The sequence below is a fragment of the Agrobacterium sp. 22-209-1 genome (assembly GCF_053522485.1).
Genome location: NZ_JBNWCH010000011.1, coordinates 105,289 through 125,139 on the forward strand (window position 1 = coordinate 105,289; position 19,851 = coordinate 125,139).

Annotated in this window: 22 protein-coding genes and 1 pseudogene; 5 read left to right on the forward strand and 18 right to left on the reverse strand. The window is 59.9% G+C overall.

The genetic code is table 11. The features are described from left to right. Positions 1–11: 11 nt before the first annotated feature. The 5 genes from ACQZ48_RS20485 to ACQZ48_RS20505 all read right to left on the reverse strand — a co-directional run bounded on the left by ACQZ48_RS20485 (position 12) and on the right by ACQZ48_RS20505 (position 4,325). Positions 12–272, reverse strand: coding sequence for a VirB3 family type IV secretion system protein (locus ACQZ48_RS20485; protein WP_448729340.1), 261 nt, complete (start codon positions 270–272; stop codon positions 12–14). Continuing rightward, positions 272–634, reverse strand: a complete 363-nt coding sequence (locus ACQZ48_RS20490; RefSeq protein WP_448729341.1) for a TrbC/VirB2 family protein — start codon at positions 632–634, stop codon at positions 272–274. Before ACQZ48_RS20490 ends, ACQZ48_RS20485 begins: the two co-directional genes overlap by 1 nt. After that, entirely contained in the window at positions 631–1,587 is a 957-nt protein-coding gene (gene trbB, locus ACQZ48_RS20495; RefSeq protein WP_448729374.1) for a P-type conjugative transfer ATPase TrbB, read from the reverse strand. The genes ACQZ48_RS20490 and trbB overlap by 4 nt, the downstream gene beginning before the upstream one ends. Positions 1,588–1,893: 306 nt before the next feature. Further along, the gene (locus ACQZ48_RS20500) at positions 1,894–2,319 is read right to left on the reverse strand and encodes a CopG family transcriptional regulator (protein WP_448729342.1); all 426 of its coding nucleotides are present in this window, start codon (positions 2,317–2,319) and stop codon (positions 1,894–1,896) included. A 5-nt stretch (positions 2,320–2,324) separates the two neighbouring features. Further along, positions 2,325–4,325 (reverse strand): conjugal transfer protein TraG, encoded by a 2,001-nt coding sequence (locus ACQZ48_RS20505; protein ID WP_448729343.1) that lies wholly within the window; start codon positions 4,323–4,325, stop codon positions 2,325–2,327. A 408-nt stretch (positions 4,326–4,733) separates the two neighbouring features. On the opposite strand from ACQZ48_RS20505, the gene ACQZ48_RS20510 reads away from it, so the two are divergent. Beyond that, positions 4,734–5,759, forward strand: a complete 1,026-nt coding sequence (locus tag ACQZ48_RS20510; protein WP_448729287.1) for an IS110 family RNA-guided transposase — start codon at positions 4,734–4,736, stop codon at positions 5,757–5,759. A 312-nt stretch (positions 5,760–6,071) separates the two neighbouring features. Further along, complete coding sequence (locus tag ACQZ48_RS20515) at positions 6,072–7,400, forward strand: hypothetical protein (RefSeq protein ID WP_448729344.1); 1,329 nt, start codon at positions 6,072–6,074, stop codon at positions 7,398–7,400. A gap of 408 nt (positions 7,401–7,808) precedes the next feature. Here ACQZ48_RS20515 and ACQZ48_RS20520 read toward each other — a convergent pair whose 3' ends face one another. The 11 genes and pseudogenes from ACQZ48_RS20520 to ACQZ48_RS20570 form a co-directional block, all read right to left on the reverse strand. After that, on the reverse strand, positions 7,809–9,557 hold the full coding sequence (locus tag ACQZ48_RS20520; protein WP_448729345.1) for a relaxase/mobilization nuclease domain-containing protein: 1,749 nt from the start codon (positions 9,555–9,557) through the stop codon (positions 7,809–7,811). After that, a complete protein-coding gene (locus ACQZ48_RS20525; protein WP_448729346.1) occupies positions 9,558–9,770 on the reverse strand; it encodes a hypothetical protein in 213 nt (70 codons plus the stop codon). After that, on the reverse strand, positions 9,767–10,528 hold the full coding sequence (locus ACQZ48_RS20530) for a lytic transglycosylase domain-containing protein (RefSeq protein WP_448729347.1): 762 nt from the start codon (positions 10,526–10,528) through the stop codon (positions 9,767–9,769). Before ACQZ48_RS20530 ends, ACQZ48_RS20525 begins: the two co-directional genes overlap by 4 nt. 236 nt (positions 10,529–10,764) lie before the next feature. Next, positions 10,765–11,091, reverse strand: a complete 327-nt coding sequence (locus ACQZ48_RS20535; RefSeq protein ID WP_448729348.1) for a DUF736 domain-containing protein — start codon at positions 11,089–11,091, stop codon at positions 10,765–10,767. Positions 11,092–11,126: 35 nt separating this feature from the next. After that, positions 11,127–11,687: a S26 family signal peptidase gene (locus tag ACQZ48_RS20540; protein ID WP_448729349.1), complete on the reverse strand. Its 561-nt coding sequence runs from the start codon at positions 11,685–11,687 to the stop codon at positions 11,127–11,129. Further along, positions 11,684–12,163, reverse strand: coding sequence for a DUF2840 domain-containing protein (locus ACQZ48_RS20545; protein WP_448729350.1), 480 nt, complete (start codon positions 12,161–12,163; stop codon positions 11,684–11,686). The genes ACQZ48_RS20540 and ACQZ48_RS20545 overlap by 4 nt, the downstream gene beginning before the upstream one ends. A 472-nt stretch (positions 12,164–12,635) precedes the next feature. Then, positions 12,636–13,496 carry a replication initiator protein A gene (locus tag ACQZ48_RS20550; protein ID WP_448729351.1) on the reverse strand — a complete coding sequence of 287 codons (861 nt, stop codon included), beginning with the start codon at positions 13,494–13,496 and terminating at the stop codon, positions 12,636–12,638. A gap of 24 nt (positions 13,497–13,520) precedes the next feature. Continuing rightward, positions 13,521–13,811 carry a helix-turn-helix transcriptional regulator gene (locus ACQZ48_RS20555; protein WP_448729352.1) on the reverse strand — a complete coding sequence of 97 codons (291 nt, stop codon included), beginning with the start codon at positions 13,809–13,811 and terminating at the stop codon, positions 13,521–13,523. 113 nt (positions 13,812–13,924) lie between these two features. Further along, positions 13,925–14,518, reverse strand: coding sequence for a DUF2285 domain-containing protein (locus ACQZ48_RS20560; RefSeq protein ID WP_448729353.1), 594 nt, complete (start codon positions 14,516–14,518; stop codon positions 13,925–13,927). Positions 14,519–14,549: 31 nt separating this feature from the next. After that, a pseudogene (locus tag ACQZ48_RS20565) lies at positions 14,550–14,720 on the reverse strand (transcriptional regulator domain-containing protein); the annotation flags it as partial. Positions 14,721–14,846: 126 nt separating this feature from the next. Then, positions 14,847–15,125, reverse strand: coding sequence for a DNA -binding domain-containing protein (locus tag ACQZ48_RS20570; RefSeq protein WP_448729354.1), 279 nt, complete (start codon positions 15,123–15,125; stop codon positions 14,847–14,849). 163 nt (positions 15,126–15,288) lie between these two features. Between ACQZ48_RS20570 and ACQZ48_RS20575 the strand changes: the two genes are divergently transcribed. Then, entirely contained in the window at positions 15,289–15,492 is a 204-nt protein-coding gene (locus tag ACQZ48_RS20575; RefSeq protein ID WP_448729355.1) for a helix-turn-helix domain-containing protein, read from the forward strand. Between the two features lie 185 nt (positions 15,493–15,677). After that, positions 15,678–15,983: a hypothetical protein gene (locus tag ACQZ48_RS20580; RefSeq protein WP_448729356.1), complete on the forward strand. Its 306-nt coding sequence runs from the start codon at positions 15,678–15,680 to the stop codon at positions 15,981–15,983. A gap of 273 nt (positions 15,984–16,256) precedes the next feature. On the opposite strand, the gene ACQZ48_RS20585 is transcribed toward ACQZ48_RS20580, so the two are convergent. Together ACQZ48_RS20585 and ACQZ48_RS20590 are read right to left on the reverse strand one after the other, a co-directional pair. Next, positions 16,257–17,099, reverse strand: a complete 843-nt coding sequence (locus ACQZ48_RS20585) for a DUF932 domain-containing protein (protein WP_448729357.1) — start codon at positions 17,097–17,099, stop codon at positions 16,257–16,259. A 375-nt stretch (positions 17,100–17,474) separates the two neighbouring features. Continuing rightward, positions 17,475–17,792, reverse strand: coding sequence for a DUF736 domain-containing protein (locus ACQZ48_RS20590; protein WP_448729358.1), 318 nt, complete (start codon positions 17,790–17,792; stop codon positions 17,475–17,477). Positions 17,793–18,999: 1,207 nt separating this feature from the next. On the opposite strand from ACQZ48_RS20590, the gene ACQZ48_RS20595 reads away from it, so the two are divergent. Beyond that, on the forward strand, positions 19,000–19,818 hold the full coding sequence (locus ACQZ48_RS20595) for an alpha/beta fold hydrolase (protein WP_448729359.1): 819 nt from the start codon (positions 19,000–19,002) through the stop codon (positions 19,816–19,818). Positions 19,819–19,851: the final 33 nt, after the last annotated feature.

A 19,851-nucleotide genomic window follows, 5' to 3' on the forward strand; every position in this document is an offset into this window, starting at 1 on the left:
GCTATCTCCCCTCACACGCCCATGCGCGCCGGATAGCGCAGGTGTCGGCGGCCGACGTCCACGAATTGCGCGTCGCGCCGTGCCGCCCAGACTGCCAAGAAATGCCCGATGGCCCAGATCACCAGACCGGCGATCCAGAGCCGCAGGCCAAGACCGACGGCCCCGGCCAAAGTGCCGTTGACGATGGCCACAGTGCGGGGAGCGCCGCCGAGCAGGATGTGTTCGGTGAGCGACCGGTGGACCGGCGCGAAGAAGCCGCGAACGTCCTCCATCAGACCAACACCCCGCCGCCGAAGCTGAAGAAGGACAGGAAGAAGGAACTGGCTGCGAAGGCGATGGACAGGCCGAAGACGATCTGTATCAGCTTGCGGAACCCGCCCGAGGTGTCGCCGAAGGCCAGTGCAAGGCCGGTGGCGATGATGATGATGACCGCGACGATCTTGGCGACCGGCCCCTCGATGGATTCGAGGATCTGCTGAAGCGGCTCCTCCCATGGCATTGAGGAACCGGAAGCGTGGGCGGGTGCCACCACCAGCAGCGTGACGGACACAACGGACACCAGCGCCGTCGCGTGGACAAGGCGGCCGCGGAGACGGCGAAGGGCGGAAGGTACGGAAAGGGCAAGCGTGTTCATGCGTCTTCTCCTTTCGGGAGGGGTTGGCGGTCGGAAGGAAGTTGAGCGGACAAGGTGCGGTAATCGCCGGTGACGGGATCGATCCCGTCCACGAGGGCGATTTCGGATAGGCGGCGGGCGGAGCCACGGCCGGAGAGAAAGGCAATGAGATCGATGGTGTCGGCGATCAGCGCACGCGGTACCGTCATCACCACTTCCTGCACGAGCTGTTCGAGGCGGCGCAGCGCGCCGATGGCGGTATTGGCGTGGATCGTGCCGATCCCGCCGGGATGGCCGGTGCCCCATGCTTTCAGGAGATCGAGCGCTTCCGCGCCGCGCACCTCGCCGACAGGAATGCGGTCGGGGCGCAGGCGCAGCGACGACTTCACCAGATCGGAGAGCGAGGCCACGCCGTCCTTGGTGCGCATGGCGACAAGGTTCGGCGCAGCGCATTGCAGTTCCCGCGTGTCCTCGATCAGCACCACGCGGTCTGCGGTTTTGGCGACTTCAGCCAGAAGTGCATTCGTTAAGGTGGTTTTGCCGGTGCTGGTGCCGCCGGCGACAAGGATGTTCTTTCGCTTTTCGACGGCGATGCGCAGCACGTCGGCCTGCGCTTGCGTCATGATCCCGCCCGCCACGTAATCCGACAGGGTGAACACGGCGACGGCGGGCTTGCGGATCGCAAAGGTCGCGGCCACAACGACGGGCGGCAACAGCCCCTCGAACCGTTCGCCGGTTTCCGGAAGTTCGGCCGAAACGCGGGGATTGCCGGCATGGACTTCCGCGCCGACATGATGGGCGACCAGCCGCACGATGCGCTCGCCGTCTTCCGGCGACAGCATCTCGCCGGTATCGGCAAGCCCTTCCTTCAGCCGGTCCACCCACAAGCGGCCGTCCGGGTTCAGCATCACCTCGACAACGGTGGGATCTTCAAGGTAGGGAACGATCGAAGGTCCAAGCGCAGTGCGCAACATCCGCACACTGCGAGAGATGACGCCCCTGTCATGATGGAGATGGTGTGCCACGCTGGTCCCCGTTTCTCGCGGCGAGGTTTCTCGTGCCGCTAACGGGGATGATTAGAAGAGACAGGAAACTGCCTTTTGCAACAAGGCAAAGGTGCTAATCGCGCTCCGACCTACAAAGACAGGGGATTTTCGCTTTTGAACGACGCGCGCGACAATCGCAGTCCAGCAACGCTGCTTCGATCAGCAATGCGCTTCCGCTTCCATGCTCCTCGAAAAACGTAGTGGGCAAAGAAGCCGCGTAACGCGCTTCACCTATTACTCTGAATTTTTCTCGATTGCTTCGCCCCGATCTTCTGAAACCTCTCGCAAGAAGGAGTTGCCGTTTGCGACACGCCGACCGAGCGCCTCGACAAAGCCCTCGTATCGCTCCAGCCCCTTGGCTCGGGCGGCGGCTTGTGAGGCTTCGGGAAGCGCCGGCGTGGCCATCAACCAGAAGCGGACAAACAGCGCCATCGTCTCGACGGAAATACCAATGTCGCGCTCGCAGCGCTGAAGCTGGCGAGTTAGCCGGTCAAGGCGACGGGTGATCGCCGCTTCCTGCCGCTCCGCCGCATCCGGCGACAGGAAAGATGCGATGGCCGCTTCCGCAACGACTGATTTCGAAACCTTATGCCGATCAGCATGAGCGATCACGGCGCGGAGAAGATCGGGTTCGAGATAAATGGAAAGCTGCTCTTTCATGACGGTCACAACTCCAGCCCATCATCCGGATCGAGCGAAACCTGACGCGCCACGCCAAACATCTGGCGGCGCAAAGTGCGAGAGCGGATCGCCTCGTCATCGGGATCGTCTTCCAACAGTTCGAACTCATTGACCGGCTCTTTGGATGGGGCGACGTCCTGATGCTCCGGCAAATCCGGCTCCCGGCGAATACCGGAGTTTGCGGTATCGCTCTCGTCCAGCGTCGACAGCAGCGCCGTGCCGAAGAGTGGTTTAGGGGGATCGGGCGGCGCAACGGCAATGCGTCCGGCCCAATCGCCGACACTAACGTTACCGGGAGTGCATGATGAAACCACGGGCGGTGGAAGAACACGCTCCGACAAGCGCCTGTCCTCGAAATACCGCGCCTTGTTGGCGCGGATCGGAAACAGGCCGGACACCAGCACGATTTCGTCGGTTGGCGGAAGCTGCATGACTTCTCCGGGCGTCAATAGAGCGCGAGCGGTTTCCTGCCGCGAAACCATCAAATGCCCAAGCCAGGGCGAAAGCCGGTGGCCGGCATAGTTCTTCATGGCCCGCATTTCGGTGGCTGTGCCGAGCGCGTCGCTGAGCCTCTTCGCCGTCCGCTCGTCATTCGTGGAAAAGGCGACGCGGATGTGGCAGTTGTCGAGGATGCTGTTGTTCGCCCCATATGCCTTTTCCACTTGATTAAGGCTCTGGGTGATGAGGAATGCCCGGATGCCATAGCCTGCCATGAAGGCGAGAGCGGATTCAAAAAAGTCCAGCCGCCCCAAGGCCGGAAACTCGTCGAGCATCATCAGCATACGGTGGCGGCGATCTTTCGCATGCAGGTCCTCCGTCAACCGACGCCCGATCTGGTTGAGCACCAGGCGGATGAGCGGCTTGGTGCGGCTGATATCGGATGGCGGCACGACGAGGTAGAGCGTGACCGGTTTATCGGACGATACGAGATCGGCAATGCGCCAGTCGCAGCGAGACGTTACCTTCGCCACAACAGGATCACGATAAAGCCCGAGAAACGACATGGCGGTGCTCAAGACACCCGACCGTTCGTTCTCGCTTTTGTTCAGTAATTCGCGCGCCGCCGATGCGACGACAGGATGCGGACCGGCTTCGCCGAGATGATTGGTCAGCATCATGGCGTGCAAAGCGGATTCGATAGGCCGTTTCGGGTCGGAAAGGAAGGAAGCGACACCTGCCAGCGTCTTGTCCTGTTCCGCATAGAGAACATGCAGGATCGCGCCGACCAGCAGCGAATGGGATGTCTTCTCCCAATGGGAGCGGCGCTCCAACATGCCTTCGGGATCAACGAGAATATCGGCGATGTTCTGCACGTCGCGGACTTCCGCGTCTCCCGGGCGCACTTCCAGCAGCGGATTGTAGGCCGCGGAAGCCGGATTGGTGGGATCGAACAACAGGACGCGACCGAAGCGGGAACGCCAACCTGCCGTCAGTTCCCAATTCTCGCCCTTGATATCGTGGACGATGCAACTACCCGGCCATGTCAACAACGTGGGAACGACCAGACCGACGCCTTTGCCGGATCGCGTTGGGGCGAAACAGAGTATGTGCTCGACACCATCGTGACGAAGATATTCACCGTCGTAGCGGCCAAGCACTACACCATCCGGACCAAGCAATCCAGCGGAGCGGATTTCCGGTTCGGTCGCCCATCGGGCCGAACCGTAGGTGGCGAGATCCTTGGCCTCCCGCGCCCGCCATACGGACATGCCGATGGCAAAGACAATGGCGATGATACCGCCGGACGCCGCGATGATCCCGCCCGTCATGAAGACGTCCGGCGCATAGACGTCGTAGAAGAACCACCACCAGATAATTGCGTGTGGTGGATAGACCGGCATACCGGCTATTTGGAACCACGGCTCGCCCAATTGGGGTTGAAAGCCAAGCTGCCACGCGGTCCATTGCGTCGCGCTCCAGATGGAGGCGAACACGATGAACAGAACGGTCAGGATTGGACCCCAAAGGATCTTGGTAGCAGACAAGGCTTCTCCCGCAAAAATGACGGGAGAAATAGAAGATGGCTAACGGACACCCTTTCAAGGAGCTTTTATTGTGCTTCGCGCTCCGACCTAAAAAGACAGGCGATTTTCGTTGTCAGCCTTACAGGTCGAGCCAATCAAGATGCGGGCGGCGATCACCGCAACACCTGCATCGCGTTCGGCGTAAAAAATCAGGTAGTGTCCATGAACGGTGGACACACACGCCTCGACCATATTTCTTGCGTAATCGACAACGCCCTCAAATTTGCTCGATGCGCAATAAGGGGCTAGCTCTTTTCTCTTTGGTTCAGTACGCCAAGTAAAGGATGAACTGTGATTATGGGATGGCCCGCCCCTCTCCGGAGCAATCGGTTAGGATTGCTCCGCTTTGGAAAGAGAGAGGAACGGACAATGTCGATATTTGTGCTCGGAATTGATCTTGGCAAGAACGTCTGCAGCCTTGTCGGTCTCGATGGGACCGGCGCTGTGGTTCTGCGCCGTCGCCTTCGTCGCGATGGCGTTTTGGACTTTGTCGGCAAGATAGAGCCTTGCATCGTGGCGATGGAAGCCTGCTGCGGCGCGCATCACCTTGGGCGGGTATTGGGTTCCAGGGGCCACACAATCCGGCTGATGTCGCCGGAGTATGTGCGACCCTATGTGAAGGCGAACAAGAACGACGACCACGATGCCGAGGCAATCGCGGAAGCCGCAACGCGGCCGACGATGCGGTTCGTGCCGGTGAAGAGCGAAGCGCAATCCGACATCCAGGCGCTGCATCGAGCGCGCTCGCGCCTGGTGGCGGAGCGGACGGCGCTGATCAATCACCTGCGCGCCTTGTTGCTGGAGCGCGGGATCGTCGTTGCCCAGGGTCGCCGCAAGCTGGAAGATCTGCTTGGGGTTTTCGCCGATGAGGACGATCCTCGGCTGTCATCACGCATGCGCCTTCTGGTCGAGGACCTGCGCGCCGAGTGGCGCAGCCTCGACGAACGGATTGCTGCCTTCGATGCTGAGTTCGTGCGCATGGCGCGTGACGACGACACGGCCCGTCGCCTTTCGACGATCCCCGGTATCGGGGTCGTCAACGCCACCGCGCTTGTTGCCGCGGTCGGCGATGCAGCAAGCTTCGGGCGCGGGCGTGATCTTGCCGCCTGGCTGGGCCTCACGCCCCGGCAGGCGACCACCGGAGGCAAGCCCCGGCTGCTGGGCATATCCAAGCGCGGCAACCGCTACCTGCGAGCAAACCTGATCCATGGTGCTCGCGCGGTCCTGCCGCGCATCATGGCTCAGGATACACCCCTGGGCCGCTGGGCTCGAGGTTTGTTGGAGCGGGCGCACAAGAACATCGTCGTCGTCGCGCTGGCCGCCAAACTCGCGCGCATTGTCTGGGCGGTGCTGCGCAAGGAGCGTAGCTTCGATCCGGCAATCGCAGCGGCGTAGAAACAGGAGATCATCGGATGCTGATCTGATGGTCGCGGAAATCTGCGCGTGGTGAGAAGAAGATGGCCTGACAGTCGAACGGCAGCCTGGAAACCTGAACCATTGAACGGCCGATCGAGGCCGGTGTGATTATGAGGACCAGACTGCGCGAATCTCCATCTTGGCCGGGACTTGATCCCGAGACCGGATACGTTGACGCAGACTGAGCAGAGCGATCTTCAAATTACCCCTTGCAGACGGGGCGGGCCATACGTTCAAAGACAACCACGAGCTAGGTTTCTCTGATCCAAAGTCGCATTTGAGAGTAACCTAATGGTGTTACGAGACTTTTATGTCTGGAACCAAAGACCCATTGAAATCAGATCATTGTCAAACGGTTACGTCGTCGAAGTCGAGCGCGACACGGATGGTTTGGAGTACGTCGCGGGAGTAAAGCGATTTGACCGAGATGACAGCCATCGTCGTTATATTCCGCTAGTAGCGACATACGCGCACATTTTTCAGGGCAGTTTTCTCGAAAGGGTTCTCGGATTAGCCCGCAGCCGACCATCGGATGATTTTCACAAAACACTCGCACGTATTGAAGCGTTGCCAACGCCAACACCCGGTCCGCGAGTACAAGCGTGGGGAAGTCACCCCGAGCGAGTCATCCACTCTGCTATAGAGGTTTTGTCAAAAAATGGCACCAGAGCGCAGCGTGAATCAGCGCTGCGCTGGCTGGATATGCCTGTCGCCGACTTTTTTGATTGTTTCAAAGCGACACGCAGAGACCGGCACTGGTACGATGACCCGCATCTTTCGATTGATCCACAATGGATGGCTCAGCGCGGAATCATTTTCAGTGTACGCCGTGAATTCGAAGAATTTAGTGCCCGCTATGTGAATAGTGAACTCGAAATGGCCGACGTCGCTCTTGTCAGCGCCGCCGAACACTACGTTTCCCACCGTATCGAGCGCGACCTCGGAATTCACGATCACGACTGGAAAAGCGGACAGGATCTCACCAAGCTAATCCATCAGCCTCACACAACTCGTCAAGCACAGTTAAAAGTAGCACATTATTTAGCGCTTCCTCATTTAGGGGACCTCCCAACCGGAGCTGTTCGTAACGCAGCGTCGCATTGGAGCGGCCCAAGCGCAAAACACTCGAGTCTCTTTGCCTGTCCGGAAGCCCGCGAAAGAAATCCAGACGATTGGCAGAACATGTTGTGTCTCGCGCGTGCATCCTGGTCCAACCGAACGATGCTTCCTATTACTGTCTGGCACGGCTTCGGTAATGCCCCGCACCTGCACTACGCCAAACTAACTGCAGGCCAAGAGCTCAAGCCGCATCTCAGTTTTACAGCTACATCTCTCAGCTCCGCAGTCGCACTATATCACGGTCACCAACTGTACAGTCCATCATACATCGCGCGCGTTCGCTTGCCGGGTGGTTTCCCTGCTCTCTTCATCGGTGGCTGGGAGCATGAAATATTGCTGCCGCCAGGCACACGATTCATATTCACGGGGAACATGTCTCAGGTTTGTTGGCCAGACTGCTATGGCGACGACCGACATGCAATAATTCTTGATGTGGAAGCCAGACTTCCTCACCAATCGTCCCTAAATGGCGATGACTTCATCCGCAAACTCTCTTGCTGAGCACAAGCTAGCGCTGCGTCGATCTCTATGATCCTCGCGAAATGGGCAAAGCTCATGTTCCATCGCAACACCTTCCTGTGTCAAGCAGTGTACAGATCACACCAAGGATAGCACTATACCTATATCATGCGGTCTCCCGTGCGCACATCACGTCAATCCGCAGAAAAATTCATGAAGCGAACTGGCGTGTTGCAGAACATTTCCATACACTGTGCACCGCGTTGCGCCTCCGATTTCATCGGCCTTTCTTCTGCTTGATGAAGAAGCCGCAGTGGACACCTCAACGCGTCGGATGCTTCGCACCTACCGGTAGGTAATTTTCTCCTGATCCATTACCTGTTCATCCAGGTCGAGTCCATGCTGCGTCTCAAAGAGCTCACCATCATCACCGGATTTCACACATTGCTCTCACAGACCGATTCCTCTTTTGCGCCCGAACGACCAATCAACACCGCCGCCGTTTTGGGCAATGCCGTTGACCTGACGGCCCAGATGCGGTTCGATCGAAGGCGTCCAGGGTACGAGCTGGAAACCCAAACCATCATCGATCATGGCGAAGCGGCCGGAGGCCAGTGTCACGCGCTGGCGATAGATGCCCGAGACATGCTCGCCTGCTTCGCTTCTCTGCCATGACAGGCCAGTATCGGCTGACAGGTTTCCAGCAACGCGCTCAAGCTCTCTTCGACGCAAGGTCGCAAGAAGATTGCGCTGGAAGGTAACGCCTTCGGTGTCATGTCTTGCAAGCCCTTCCTCAACGAGACGTTCGGTGCGCGCCTCCAGCGCAGCTTTCACTTCGCCGCCGAAACCGCCTTCAGCCAGTTCGGCGGTCGGATTGCCGACAAGCTGGCGGTCGAGCCAGGTCGCACCATCGGCGTGTATCTGGCTTTCTATCGACAGATCGGAGCGGACGGCCAGCGCCATGCGACGGCGGCCGATGCGGTCCTCATAGGAACGCAGTTCGACAATCGAGCCGGAGGCGCTATCGCCGGCCGCGTCGAGATCGGGCAGGCGCACATGATGGGTGCGGCCGTCAACACCGTCGATCACGGCATAGGCAGAACCGGAAAGCTCATCATCCAGCCCGCGCGCGACCAGCCGCCCGACAATCTTTTCGGTCCCCTCCCCGGCCAGAACATAGTCTGCCGTCGCCCGTTCGATCCCGCTTTCGGTGAGGCCGCGGTGGATGCGCTTGATGATGTCGCCGCGCTCGCCCAGTTCACGCAAGGTGGCTTCCGCCTTGTCGTCGATGATCCATTGGCCTTCGCCGGCTGGATGAGCGAGGCCGAGTTTTTCCAGCTTGCGAAGCCGCCCGATCTTCAGCGCATGAAACTCGTCCGGCCTGTGATCGGGGTCAGGCCGCAAGTCTATGACGCCGTTTTCCATAGACGCCTGCCGGACAAGCGCCCGGTCAAGCTGGGTCCAGCGTTCGGTTTTGATCTGGCGATCCATGGTGCGGCGAATGTCGAGGTCGGTGCGTGGTCCGAGCTCCTGGGTGAGAATGTCGCGCGCACGACTGCGCATCCCTTCGCGAATATAGTCGCGGTCGATGACCAGAAGTTCGCCGTCATCGGTAACGCCGCGTACGAGGATATGCAGATGCGGGTGCTCGGTGTTCCAGTGATCGACGCCGACCCAATCGAGCCTCGTGCCAAGATCACGCTCCATCTCTCCCATCAAATCGCGGGCAAAGGTCTTGAGGTCTCCGAGTTCAACAGCATCGTCGGGCGAAACGATGAAGCGGAAATGATGCCGGTCGTCTCCACAACGCTCCGCGAAATCGCGGCCATTCGCATCGTCGTGATCGACGTCGAACAGTCGGCCGGCCTCACCGTCCTTGGCTACGCCCTCGCGCCGAAGGTAGGCGACGTGCCCGGCAAGCGAACGGACGCCTTTCGTGTTGCGCACGACGCGAGCCTTGATGACGACGCCACGCGAACGATTGTTAAGAAAACGGTTGGCGGCCAAGGTCGCCGCCCTACCCCGGCCCACACTTCGACGCGGACCTTTGGATGCGGATGCCGTGGCCGAACGTCGCGGCGACGGACCTCCAGCACGATGGGACGCCGCGAGCACCTGTGCGATGAAAGGTTTGGCCCGCTGGCTGGTGCGGGAGCGGATACGCCCCGGACGGACCCGAAAATCATCATCTTTGGCCATTTACACTCTTAAACCCTGCAAGAATTCAGCAAAAACAGATGCTTGTCGGATGCAGAAGGGTGCCGAATGGCAAACACCCTGTGAGCCGGGAAATAAACAATTGAAATCATGACAAAATCCGCCGCCACCCCAACCGCACCCTGCTGTCTTTATCCTGCCTTCCCTTTCCCGCTGGCCTATCTGCCCCGCCCTGCCCTGAATGGTGAAATTCATGGCCGCGCCTCCTGCTTTTCGAACCGGCGCACGAACAGGCCATCGGACGGCGGTGCGAGCGCCGACAGGTCGGTGATTGTGCGGCCGGAAGGAAAATCGTCCGCCGTCCGCTGGTCGCTCACAGGAACGGTTACGCGCGCAACGAAGAGGGGCGAGACGAACCATTCGGAACGCGCCGGACGATCAGCGGTGCGGTACGCAACGGCTGCGTCCGCGTCGATCAGCGGCACGATCTTCGCAACATAATCGACGGTTTCGGCGGGCAGCAGATCGCCGATGACAAGGTGTTTTTCGTAACGGCCGGGACCGGCATTATAGGCGGCGAGGAACCCCGGCGAGCCGTAGAGATCATGCAGTTCCGCGAGATAGGCGCTGCCTGCCAGAATGTTGTCGCGAGGATCGTAGGGATCGTCGCCAAGGCCGTACCGGGAACGCAGTTCTGTCCATGTGGCGGGCATGATCTGCATCAGGCCCATCGCGCCTTTCGGCGAGATGGCGTGCGGATCATAATCGCTTTCGGCACGCATGACGGCGCGTATCCAGTGTTCCGGAATGGCGAAGCGTCCGGCGGCTTCCGTGATATAGTTGGCCCATGGATCGGACGGCGTGGCGACCGCAACAGCGCGATCTGATGGGGCATTGTCCGTCTGCGAATCGGCCATTGCCGCGCATGGCAGCGTGACGATCATGATGCCTGCGATCAGCAGCGCCATGAGCGACGGGACGGCAACGCTTGCACCGCCGTCCCGATTGCCCATCAGCCTGCCATCGTGCTCGCTTTGGCCAAGGGCAAGGCTTCGCCGCCGGCCAACATTTTCCGGACGGGCAACGCATGAACATATGCAACGCCACCGGAAAACAGGCCGCCGCCCTTGACCGCCGTTGCGCGCGACGGCCGCCCGATAGGCGATCGGGTCGAGGGGATTGATCGGCGCTCGATCGATCAAGGGGTTTGAGCCTGACGATGCGTGGGAACGATGGCGGCGCATGAGGGTCACGCCTGTTCGTCGCGTCGCGTCTTGCGCGTCCAGTGAAGATTCCATGTGTCCTTCTTGGTGTCGGACTCGAACATGCGGGCGCGGATCGGTTCGATGAAGGACGGATCGTCTACGGAGACAGAGAGATATGCCCCGGCGCGCTCGCCGGTGCGGTCCCATGCCGCGCCGACTTCAAGGCCATCGGCGAAGATGCGATGGTTCGGCGCGTTCTCTGCATCCGTCTCATCGACGGGAAGGATGGTCACTTCGGCATCGAGGGTGAGCGTGCGGATGCGGCCGAAAAAGCCGTCATTGTTGCGGGTGAAGGTGCCTATCTGGGTCATTGCGGAAAACTCCTGCGGTTAGAGAAAACGAGTCGTCACGGCTCGTTGGAAACCGGCTCGCGGAAGATTTCCGCGGCCGGATCTGGATCGTCGGTGGTCCAGAGCGGGATTGCCCGGCCGACGACGGAACTAAGGGGAAGCGGCCCGAAATAGCGACTGTCGAAGCTGTCGGGACTATCCCAGTTCATGAAGAAGGCTTCGCCGGCGCGAAGCGTCCGGCAGCCTTGCCAGACGGGTAGCGGGCGGCTCCGGCCGTCGCGCTCGCCGGCCTGCCCATAGGTCATGCCGTAGGCGGTGATCTCCGCGCCGTTTCGGCAGACGGTGGTTCCGGCAAGGGCCAGCACGCGCTTGAGGAGCGGCAGACCCTTCGGCAGATAGCGGCGCTGATCGAGGAAGCCGGCCAGATCGGCGGGCGGCATGACCACGGCAAGATCGGTGACGTCGAGCTGGCCTGCGGGAACGATCCGGTAGAGACCGACTGGTACGCTGGCCGATGCGTTCCAGATCACGCGAATGGCGGGCGGGTTCCAGACCGGCAGCGTGATCAACGCCGTGCCGGCGAGCATGGCAAGGAGCGTCATGCGGCGGGCAGTCATGGCAGAAACTCCCGGCGCATCAGCCAGGCACGATGCTGCTGGCGGCTATACGCGCTGAACGGCTCGTTGACGGTGAGACGGTTATGGATGTGCCGCCAGTGATCCGGCGCGACATCGGCCGGATCAATGCCAAGCCGCTCTATCGCGTCTATGGCGTCGAGCACCTTCTGAACCTTCGGCCAGCCATGGGCGCGCAGCAGGATTTCGCCGCCGGGATTGACCAGAGGTACGGTCTGGTAGCCCTCTCCCGGCGATACGGTGCGCAGAATGTCGATGCGGGAAACGACGGTGCCATAATCGTTCGCGGCCCATCTGACGAAGGCGAAGATCGCACCGGGATCGAAGCCGACGATGCGGCGATGACGGTCGATGCGCTGTTCTTCGGCGATCCGGCCGAAATGAATGCGCTGCTCGATGCGGTTCTCACGCCATGTCAGATGGACCAGCGTACGAGGAGAGGAAGCGCCTGCCTTCATCGGCTTGGCCTCCCGACGAAGGAAGTCGCAAGTGCCGCACTCGTTTTTCCTTGTATCCGAGACTGACTGATAAGCCAGTCCACGATTAAAGGATCACGATTCCACGATTTAAGGCGCCGTTCGGCCATTGATCGGCCCCGGCCTATGCTTTTTGCGAAAGTGTTGCTGGCCCCTGATCGGTGGACTAACCGGCTTCGTTCTCGTCTTTTAGGGCCAACCACAGGCACGAAACGTCGTCCACAAAGGCAGTTTTCAGGGGGGTACGTTAGGAAGAATCCGAAGGATTCTATGTTAGTAAAGTTAGAAGGAGCCGAATTCCGCTTGTAAAATCCAATGGTTACGAGGGGGTATCGTTCCGGATAGTACGGGAATCGCGTTCCTGATAGTTCGGGTTCGGGCGTTCCCGATAGTACGGCTCCGTCCACACCTTTTCCACCGAACGGCGATGACGTGGCGAGCGCAATAACGATGGTCATCGTTTGCCTCCTGTCCGCTTGCGTGGCGTGACGGTCTTCTTCGGCGCTTCGGGGCGGAAGGTAAGCCGTTGCCGCCCGTCCGGATCGTCGGTCAGCGCAAGGCGGTAACCGGGCAAGGGCTGACGCTCGACAATGGCGCGCAACTCAAAACGAAAACGCCGGAAGAGAGAGAGACTGCCGGACTTCAGATGAAGATGTTCGAGATCAAAACTCCAGCCCCACGACTGACGGCCGCCGTGCTTGCGCACGAGGCGATAAAGCCAGCGTTCAAGGCCGCCAGTCAGATCGAAATACGCATGATCAATGGTGAGGATCAGCGCGTCGTCAATGACGCCGGCATAGAACCAGTCCGCAAGGATGAGTTCCACGCCGAGCGACCGTCCTGCCGTATCCAGCCGCTCTTTCCATTCGGCGATCCATGAAAAGCGGTGCCGCCTGCGCTCGTCCGGCTGGCGGATTGAGGTAACGATGGTGGTGGATTGCAGCCGGTCGAGCGCCGCTTTCAGACGATTGTAGTTCAGCCCTGTATCGCTACGGCCGATGAACGACAGGATTTCGTAAGGGGTGGCGGACATGAAGCGTGAGGTTCGCAAGCCCTTGTCGCGTGCATCGACGATCTGCGAGGCAGCCCAGACCAATATGTCCGCATCCCATATGGTCGCCATGCCATGTTCGGCGGTGGCCTCGACGCGGATCGACACATCGCCCATGCGAAAGTCGATCGGCGTCACGCGGCGAGATTTGGCCAGTGAGAAGAACGGCCATGCCATGAGATCCTGCGCGTCGCGGGTCGCTATGTCACCGCCGCATGGCCGAAACAGTTCGAGTTGCCGGGAACCAGCCAAGGAATTCCGCATCGTTGTCGCTCCGGCGCAACGGCGTCAGCGCTTGCCCGCGTAACGCGGGGCAAGCGCTGCGTGCTGCTTGGCAGGCCGGACGAAATCGGAAATCGGATCGGTGGTGGATACCCTCGCGCCGATCTCGGTCCAGGCGCGCAGATCGTCGATGTCGTAGAGAACGCGGCCGCCGACCTTGCGATATTTCGGGCCGGTGCCATAGGTGCGGTGCTTTTCCAGCGTCCGCTTGCAGATACCCACGACAAAGGCGGCTTCCTTGGTGGTGAGGAAACGCTGCGGCGGATTTTTGGGGTCGATGATCTTGTTGTCGGTCATATGTCGGCTCCGTCTCGTTCCGGTGCGGCCCCGACCTGCCGGGACCTACAAAACGGACGGTGCCGGATTTGCCGACGCCGAAGGGATGTCAAAAAACAGGGGGTAGTGTTTTTCTACCCCCTGCCCGCTCGCTTCTTCCGGCGCTTGCCGCGCCGGTGCGGATAGAACAGAAGATCGTGATAGCCGCCGCGATAGATCATGTGGTCGGCCTTCAACAGAAACTCGCGAATGCGATGTTTCAGGGGATGATCCCGCCAGTCGCGCGGTGCAATCGGTGTGCTCGAAAGCAAGGTGTTGGCGATCTCACGATAGGACGCTCCTGCCTTGCGCGCGTCGAATATCCGCAAGGTGAGGATGGAAAGCTGCCGGCTTCTCGGCGGGAAAACGCCGTAGTCGGGACCGGGCGGCCTTCCGTTCACCTGCCGCCAGAAGCGGCCCGCCGCATGAAGCCGGGTCTCGAAAGCCTCGTCCAGCGGCAGGAGAACCGCATTGAAACATCCATCCCTGCGACCATCGGCGACGATCAGCCGGTGCGGATGATTTTTCGGCTTCCAGAGAACATAGAGGTCATCGCCGTCGGGGCGGCAATCGGCTCCCGGCAGGCGTGAAAGTGGAATCGTCTCGCTCGAGTGGCGCGGCTTTGTCGTCATCAGAACCAGTTGGAGCACGCGGGGAAAGGCGTCGGGGGTCCACAGCGCCGGTTCCATCCGAAGGTCGTTTTGCGGGGCGAAATCGAACTCCCCACTTTGCCGCAAGCGCGTCGGCGGCAACGTCATCGTCGGCGGAAGCCGTTATGTATTCCTTGTGGAAATCTTCATTGCGATGCAGATATTCACAGCCAAATCCTTCCGCATCGTAATCGTTCATGTAGGCATAGGCGGCGGGATTCTTCCAATCGTATTCGGACATTCCGGACTCCTTACAACCATGGAACAGTGAAGAAAGCCGGAAGTATCGGAGCGAAGTTTGCCTCGCGCCAGATACCAATAACGCAAACCGGTGATATCGGATTGGCAAAACCGCAGGTAGATTGACCTAATTCGGTGCGCCGCCACGTAGCAGATGCCGATAACCGTTTGAAACCATCCATCTTGCCCGCGCCATGTGGCTTTCCCACGCGCGTTGCGCTCGTTCCGGCTCGGTTTCTGGGTCGATGTGCAGCACGATGCGGGCGACTTCCCGCCAATCCGCATCGTCTTCCGCCGCATCGAGCAGGCGCAGATAGGTGATGAGGTGGGCTTCGTCATAGCCGGTGAGGATATGCGAATCGGGCGCGGTATCCGCTACGTCTGGATCAAGTTCCGGTTTTTGCATCGTTGTTCCCCTGAATAACCGGCAGCAAATCGTATAGAAACGTGACGTTTGATTTAATGAGAGTATATGAGCACGTCGGTTACATGAATATTATAGCTCATCGAGCGGCGAATAGGAATGATCGTTCCTAGAACGATAGTTCCGGTTCTGGTTCCCATCTGCCATGGATTTGAAAGAGGCCATGGCGGTCAATCTGCGTCGCATTCGTCATGAGAAGAACCTGACGCAAGAGGAGCTGGCAGCGCAGGCGGAATTGAGCATGCGCTATGTCGGTGCGATTGAGCGCGGAAAGGTCTCTGCCAGTGTAACCGTGCTCGGACAAATTGCCGATGCCCTTGGCGTCGATCCGAGCGAATTATTGCGGTAGAGTTCCCCCAAAAACCCGCCGAAGAAGTCGTCAGAGCAAACTCCGACTGGCCTGCTGCTTTAGGCTTCGCAGTGAATACTTACGACGCGGGAGCTCGTATGGTACAAGAGGGCATGACAATCGCATCCGCCAGCATTTCGATTTACGAGAGAGGCAGGGACCCCGCGAACGGCGTAAAGGCTTTGATGGAAGCTTTGCAGGATTTCGCAAAGTCCCGCGCGACGCGCAAGCTTTATCACTTCCGGGCAGAGAGCAAGGTCGGTTGCGTCCTGCGTGTGCCGCTGATCAAGGAGGAATGCCCGGTCGAAGCCGGGGCGCTCGGGCGTGCCTTGCGGAAAGTCGCGCGCAACGCGATCGAGAAGGCCAGCCCCGGCGATCAACTCGTCGTCGATTTTCGGGTCGGTCCCGACTCTCTTCTGCATATCGAGGTCCGGTCGGCCGAAACGGCCGGACTGGATACTTCCGTGTTCAAGCACTTTCACCGGGTATGACGGTTCATCTCAATATCGCGTGCGCTTTCGCTATCCCTGCCCTTTCGAACAGTGTTGCGTGTCGATCCGCGATTTCATCGGTGAGAAGAGTTTGGATGGAGGCCCGGTTGGCGCTGTGATCTTGCGAGCCGGGCGGAGCCCGGCGAGCGGCGGTCATGTACGGGCTTGGCCGCGCCGCCGATCCGGGTTCACGGATCGGCAGAGATTTCCAGCCGTGCACGCCTTCGTAAGTAAGACATGGAGCCGGTAAATCCGGCTCCATGTCGATCGCAGTCAACGGGTCTTGAGACGCTGCATGCCTTCGGCCAGCGTCCAGAGCGCGCGATTGAGGGTGACGTTCTGGTCGATGCCATTGATGGCGCGGGTCTGACTGCGCCGGATGCGGCCTTCGGCGTTGCGCCGCTGTCCGTGAAGCCCGCCCTTGGTCAAGTGCTCCTGAATTTGATTGAATGAAGTCCAGAGGCTGTTATCGGCATCCTCGCGGCGACGCGGCTGGATGATCTGTTCGGGACGCAATGGGCTTTCCTCCTCGCCGTAGCGGGCGACAAGGCTTGCCTCGGCCAGAACGCGGCGCTCGTCCGCCGACAGGGTGATGTCCTTCATCGTCTCGCTGGCGCCGATCAGGCGCGGGAAGTCTTCCGCGACGGTGTAGACGCCTTCGATGATGTCATGCTGGATATTGCCCTTGTGCGGGACGCGGACTTCCTCAAAGCGGTCGCCCGCAACCAGACTGTTGGTGCAGACGAAACGCAGCATACCGGCGAATAACTGGAATGAGCTCGTTCCGTCATGTGAATTGACGATGATAACCTCCGCCGCTTCCGGCTTGCCTATACCGCCGTCACGGCGCAAACGCAGCATATGCTTGGCGTGTCCCATGCGGTCGCCGTCGCGGGGAACCGACTGCACGGCAAAGAACGGAAACCATCCTTCCCGGCGCAACCCCTCCACAATCTCAATGGTAGGGACATAAACGTAACGCTCCGAGCGGCTGTCATGCGGCTCGCGCGCAAATATGGACGGAACGTGCCGGTAAAGCGCCTCGTTGTCGAGCGCTTCGCGTCCGCTGATCTGGTGGCTGTTGCGGCCGAACCGCGTGGCGAGATGATAATTCATGGTCCTTGCTCCATTTTTTCCGTAATTGCCGAAGGCATGTCCCCCGACATGCCTTCCGGGGGCGCGTGAGCGCGCGGGGATGGAAGGGGACAAGTGCCGGCGAGCATGGCCGGGTTGCGCGGCGAGCGGGACGGATTGGAAATTGCAGATGCTGCAAACAGTGGGCCGTCCTGAGAAGCGGGCGGCACTGCCATGCGCAGGCGGCACTTGGGGGGAGAAAGGGGTTAGACCCCTTGGTTTCCCCTCAAGGATCGGCAAGGCTTCAGCCGCAGCCGATCAGGATCACGCGCGCGTAGCGCTCCGTATTTCATGATGGCGGCGGCGGGCATGAGCATGGCGAAGCCCCGCTTTCGCGGGGCCGGGCCGATGGCCTGTTCAGTTGCCGGCGCGGCGGCGCGACCAGATCAGCACCATATCCTCGCTGTCCGTCTCGACCAGGCTCGCATAGATCGGAGCGGGAAATGACGGATCGTCCAGCTTTACCGAGAGGTAGGGGTTGCCCTGACTGGACTGCTTCTTCCATGCCGCTCCGAATTCGGTCGCTCCGGCGAACACGCGGAAGTCCGGGCCGTTTTCATTTTCGCCCTCGGCCGGGACGAACTTCACCGACTTGACGTTGAGATTGAGGGTTTTGACCGAGCCAGCGAAAGCTGAACCATTTTCGGTGCGGGAGAAAGTGCCGATTGTAGCCATGACGTGTTGTCCTTCTGTTGATCGGACCGCGCCCATCGCGATCTCGATGATGGTCGATTGACCGGGGACGATCGGCGCGCACCCGAAGGGCCGGAATGAAATGGAGGGCGGCCGGTGGCAGCTTTTTTGATTCGCGGTGCAAAGCCGAAGGCGGCGGAAAAAAGTTGTTGCCGGACGTTGCGGGAATGAGATCGAGGCGGCGCTTGCGTCGCCGGTCTTCGGTCAGACCTGATCAATCGAGGTCGCGGTGGGCGTGGTCTGGTCGGCGGAAAAAGGACAATACGTCATGGCTGCAATCGATCAGCGCTTTCTTCTCAAGCACGGAAAATGGTTCAGGTTTTGCTGGCTCCCGCGCAACCTAGCTCCTCAATCTCAACGTCAAGTCGGTGAAGTTCCTTCACCACCATCATGAGGCGAAAATGAAAACGGCCCGAACTTTCGCCCCCGCTGTTTGTTGGAACCGCCGGGTTCGGAGCGGCATGGAAGGAGCCTGCCTGTCAAGCGTGGGCAATCCCTGCCTCCCGGTAAAGCTGGACGATCCGTCATTCCCCGCTTCGGTCGCCTCGATGCGGGCATGGCCGAGACGGATAGCGGGGGGGTATGAGGTTGCCGTCTGGTCGTGCTGCCGTGCCGGCAACTGAACAGGCCATCGGCCCGGCCTTGTGGAAGTAGCTGGCTTTTCCGGGGGAATGTCCGCCGCCGCCGTCCTTGCGTCAGGGATCAAAGCCCGAAGGGTGAAGACCCGTGAAGAGGGGCTTCAGCGTAAGCCGCGAGCCCGGCCCGTAGGGAGACGCCATCATTTCCGAACCGTCGCCGCTCACGCTGGAGAGGGGCGTTTGCAATCGTCCGATCTTATTTTTAGAATAATTCTAATATTGATGAATTCGAGGCTCAACTTCAAGCCCGATAGCGCCGGTGGTTACAGCCAACGACTGGTGCGGCCATTTCTCCGGCGACCGCAAGCCGGCCTAATCGATCAAGACATCGATGCGACGGGCACCATCAGTGCCGCCCTTTTCTTTTGCTCTTCTGTCCCGACCGGCTATTGTTACTTGCCATTGAGACACGATTTCGTGGCAAGCCTCGCTTCACTATCGCAGTTCCATGATGGTGTTTCATCTGGATTTCGACTCAGCGGGGTTTACCACAATCTTGTGATCATGGTGTCCCAAGCAGAGACCTTATAGACTGAGTTTGGAATACAGACATGAGCGAACAGACATTCATCGAAACATCGCACGGACGTATCGCGGTCAGCGACGTTGACGGAAGCGGAACTCCGCTTCTGATGCTGCATTGCAATTCCGGCTGCAAGGAGATGTTCCTGTTTCAGAGCCAGGCATTGGCCGGAACAAGGCGGCTGGTGTCGCTGGATTTGCCCGGACATGGCGCATCGTCAGACGCCACCGATCCGCAACGCACATATTGCTTTGGCGGTTACGCCGAGGCGATTGCCGAAGTCGTCAAAAAGCTCCGCATCGATAAGGTCGCTATTCTCGGGCATTCACTCGGCGGGCATATTGCACTGGATCTTGTTGCGAAGCTGGGCAACGTTTCAGGCGTGATGATCTTCGGAACGCCACCTATTCCGCCGGGACCTAAAGGAGCGCAACTCGGCTTCCTTCCCAATCCGGAGATGGCTTACACGGGCAATCCCACCCTGACGGACGAGCAGATCGAAGGCGTGGTCGCCATGGCGCTTGGACCGGGTGCGGAACGTGATCTGTTTTACACCTCGGCCGTTCGCCGCACCGATGGGCGCGCGCGCCAATACATGGTAGATGCCGTAATCGCCGGAACGCAGATTGATCAGCGGGAACTCGTCGCAACGTCACATGTGCCGCTGGCGATTGTCAATGGCGCGGCTGACCCGGTCATTAACCTCGACTATATCGACTCGCTGAAGTACCGCAATCTCTGGACCGACCGCCCCTTGCGTCTTGCCGATGCCGGTCACGGTCCCCATTGGCAACAGCATCATGTCTTCAACGAAATGCTGCAGAGTTTCCTCAATTCGCTCGACTGACCAATCGATGACGACGGCGATACCTGCATACGA

Bases quoted from the DNA above. Each gene is read 5' to 3' on its own strand.
- ACQZ48_RS20485 (WP_448729340.1), bottom strand. From the start codon at position 272: ATGGAGGACGTTCGCGGCTTCTTCGCGCCGGTCCACCGGTCGCTCACC.
- ACQZ48_RS20490 (WP_448729341.1), bottom strand. From the start codon at position 634: ATGAACACGCTTGCCCTTTCCGTACCTTCCGCCCTTCGCCGTCTCCGC.
- trbB (WP_448729374.1), bottom strand. From the start codon at position 1,587: ATGTTGCGCACTGCGCTTGGACCTTCGATCGTTCCCTACCTTGAAGAT.
- ACQZ48_RS20500 (WP_448729342.1), bottom strand. From the start codon at position 2,319: ATGAAAGAGCAGCTTTCCATTTATCTCGAACCCGATCTTCTCCGCGCC.
- ACQZ48_RS20510 (WP_448729287.1), top strand. From the start codon at position 4,734: ATGTCGATATTTGTGCTCGGAATTGATCTTGGCAAGAACGTCTGCAGC.
- ACQZ48_RS20515 (WP_448729344.1), top strand. From the start codon at position 6,072: ATGGTGTTACGAGACTTTTATGTCTGGAACCAAAGACCCATTGAAATC.
- ACQZ48_RS20520 (WP_448729345.1), bottom strand. From the start codon at position 9,557: ATGGCCAAAGATGATGATTTTCGGGTCCGTCCGGGGCGTATCCGCTCC.
- ACQZ48_RS20525 (WP_448729346.1), bottom strand. From the start codon at position 9,770: ATGAATTTCACCATTCAGGGCAGGGCGGGGCAGATAGGCCAGCGGGAA.
- ACQZ48_RS20530 (WP_448729347.1), bottom strand. From the start codon at position 10,528: ATGGGCAATCGGGACGGCGGTGCAAGCGTTGCCGTCCCGTCGCTCATG.
- ACQZ48_RS20535 (WP_448729348.1), bottom strand. From the start codon at position 11,091: ATGACCCAGATAGGCACCTTCACCCGCAACAATGACGGCTTTTTCGGC.
- ACQZ48_RS20540 (WP_448729349.1), bottom strand. From the start codon at position 11,687: ATGACTGCCCGCCGCATGACGCTCCTTGCCATGCTCGCCGGCACGGCG.
- ACQZ48_RS20545 (WP_448729350.1), bottom strand. From the start codon at position 12,163: ATGAAGGCAGGCGCTTCCTCTCCTCGTACGCTGGTCCATCTGACATGG.
- ACQZ48_RS20550 (WP_448729351.1), bottom strand. From the start codon at position 13,496: ATGCGGAATTCCTTGGCTGGTTCCCGGCAACTCGAACTGTTTCGGCCA.
- ACQZ48_RS20555 (WP_448729352.1), bottom strand. From the start codon at position 13,811: ATGACCGACAACAAGATCATCGACCCCAAAAATCCGCCGCAGCGTTTC.
- ACQZ48_RS20560 (WP_448729353.1), bottom strand. From the start codon at position 14,518: ATGGAACCGGCGCTGTGGACCCCCGACGCCTTTCCCCGCGTGCTCCAA.
- ACQZ48_RS20570 (WP_448729354.1), bottom strand. From the start codon at position 15,125: ATGCAAAAACCGGAACTTGATCCAGACGTAGCGGATACCGCGCCCGAT.
- ACQZ48_RS20575 (WP_448729355.1), top strand. From the start codon at position 15,289: ATGGATTTGAAAGAGGCCATGGCGGTCAATCTGCGTCGCATTCGTCAT.
- ACQZ48_RS20580 (WP_448729356.1), top strand. From the start codon at position 15,678: ATGGAAGCTTTGCAGGATTTCGCAAAGTCCCGCGCGACGCGCAAGCTT.
- ACQZ48_RS20585 (WP_448729357.1), bottom strand. From the start codon at position 17,099: ATGAATTATCATCTCGCCACGCGGTTCGGCCGCAACAGCCACCAGATC.
- ACQZ48_RS20590 (WP_448729358.1), bottom strand. From the start codon at position 17,792: ATGGCTACAATCGGCACTTTCTCCCGCACCGAAAATGGTTCAGCTTTC.
- ACQZ48_RS20595 (WP_448729359.1), top strand. From the start codon at position 19,000: ATGAGCGAACAGACATTCATCGAAACATCGCACGGACGTATCGCGGTC.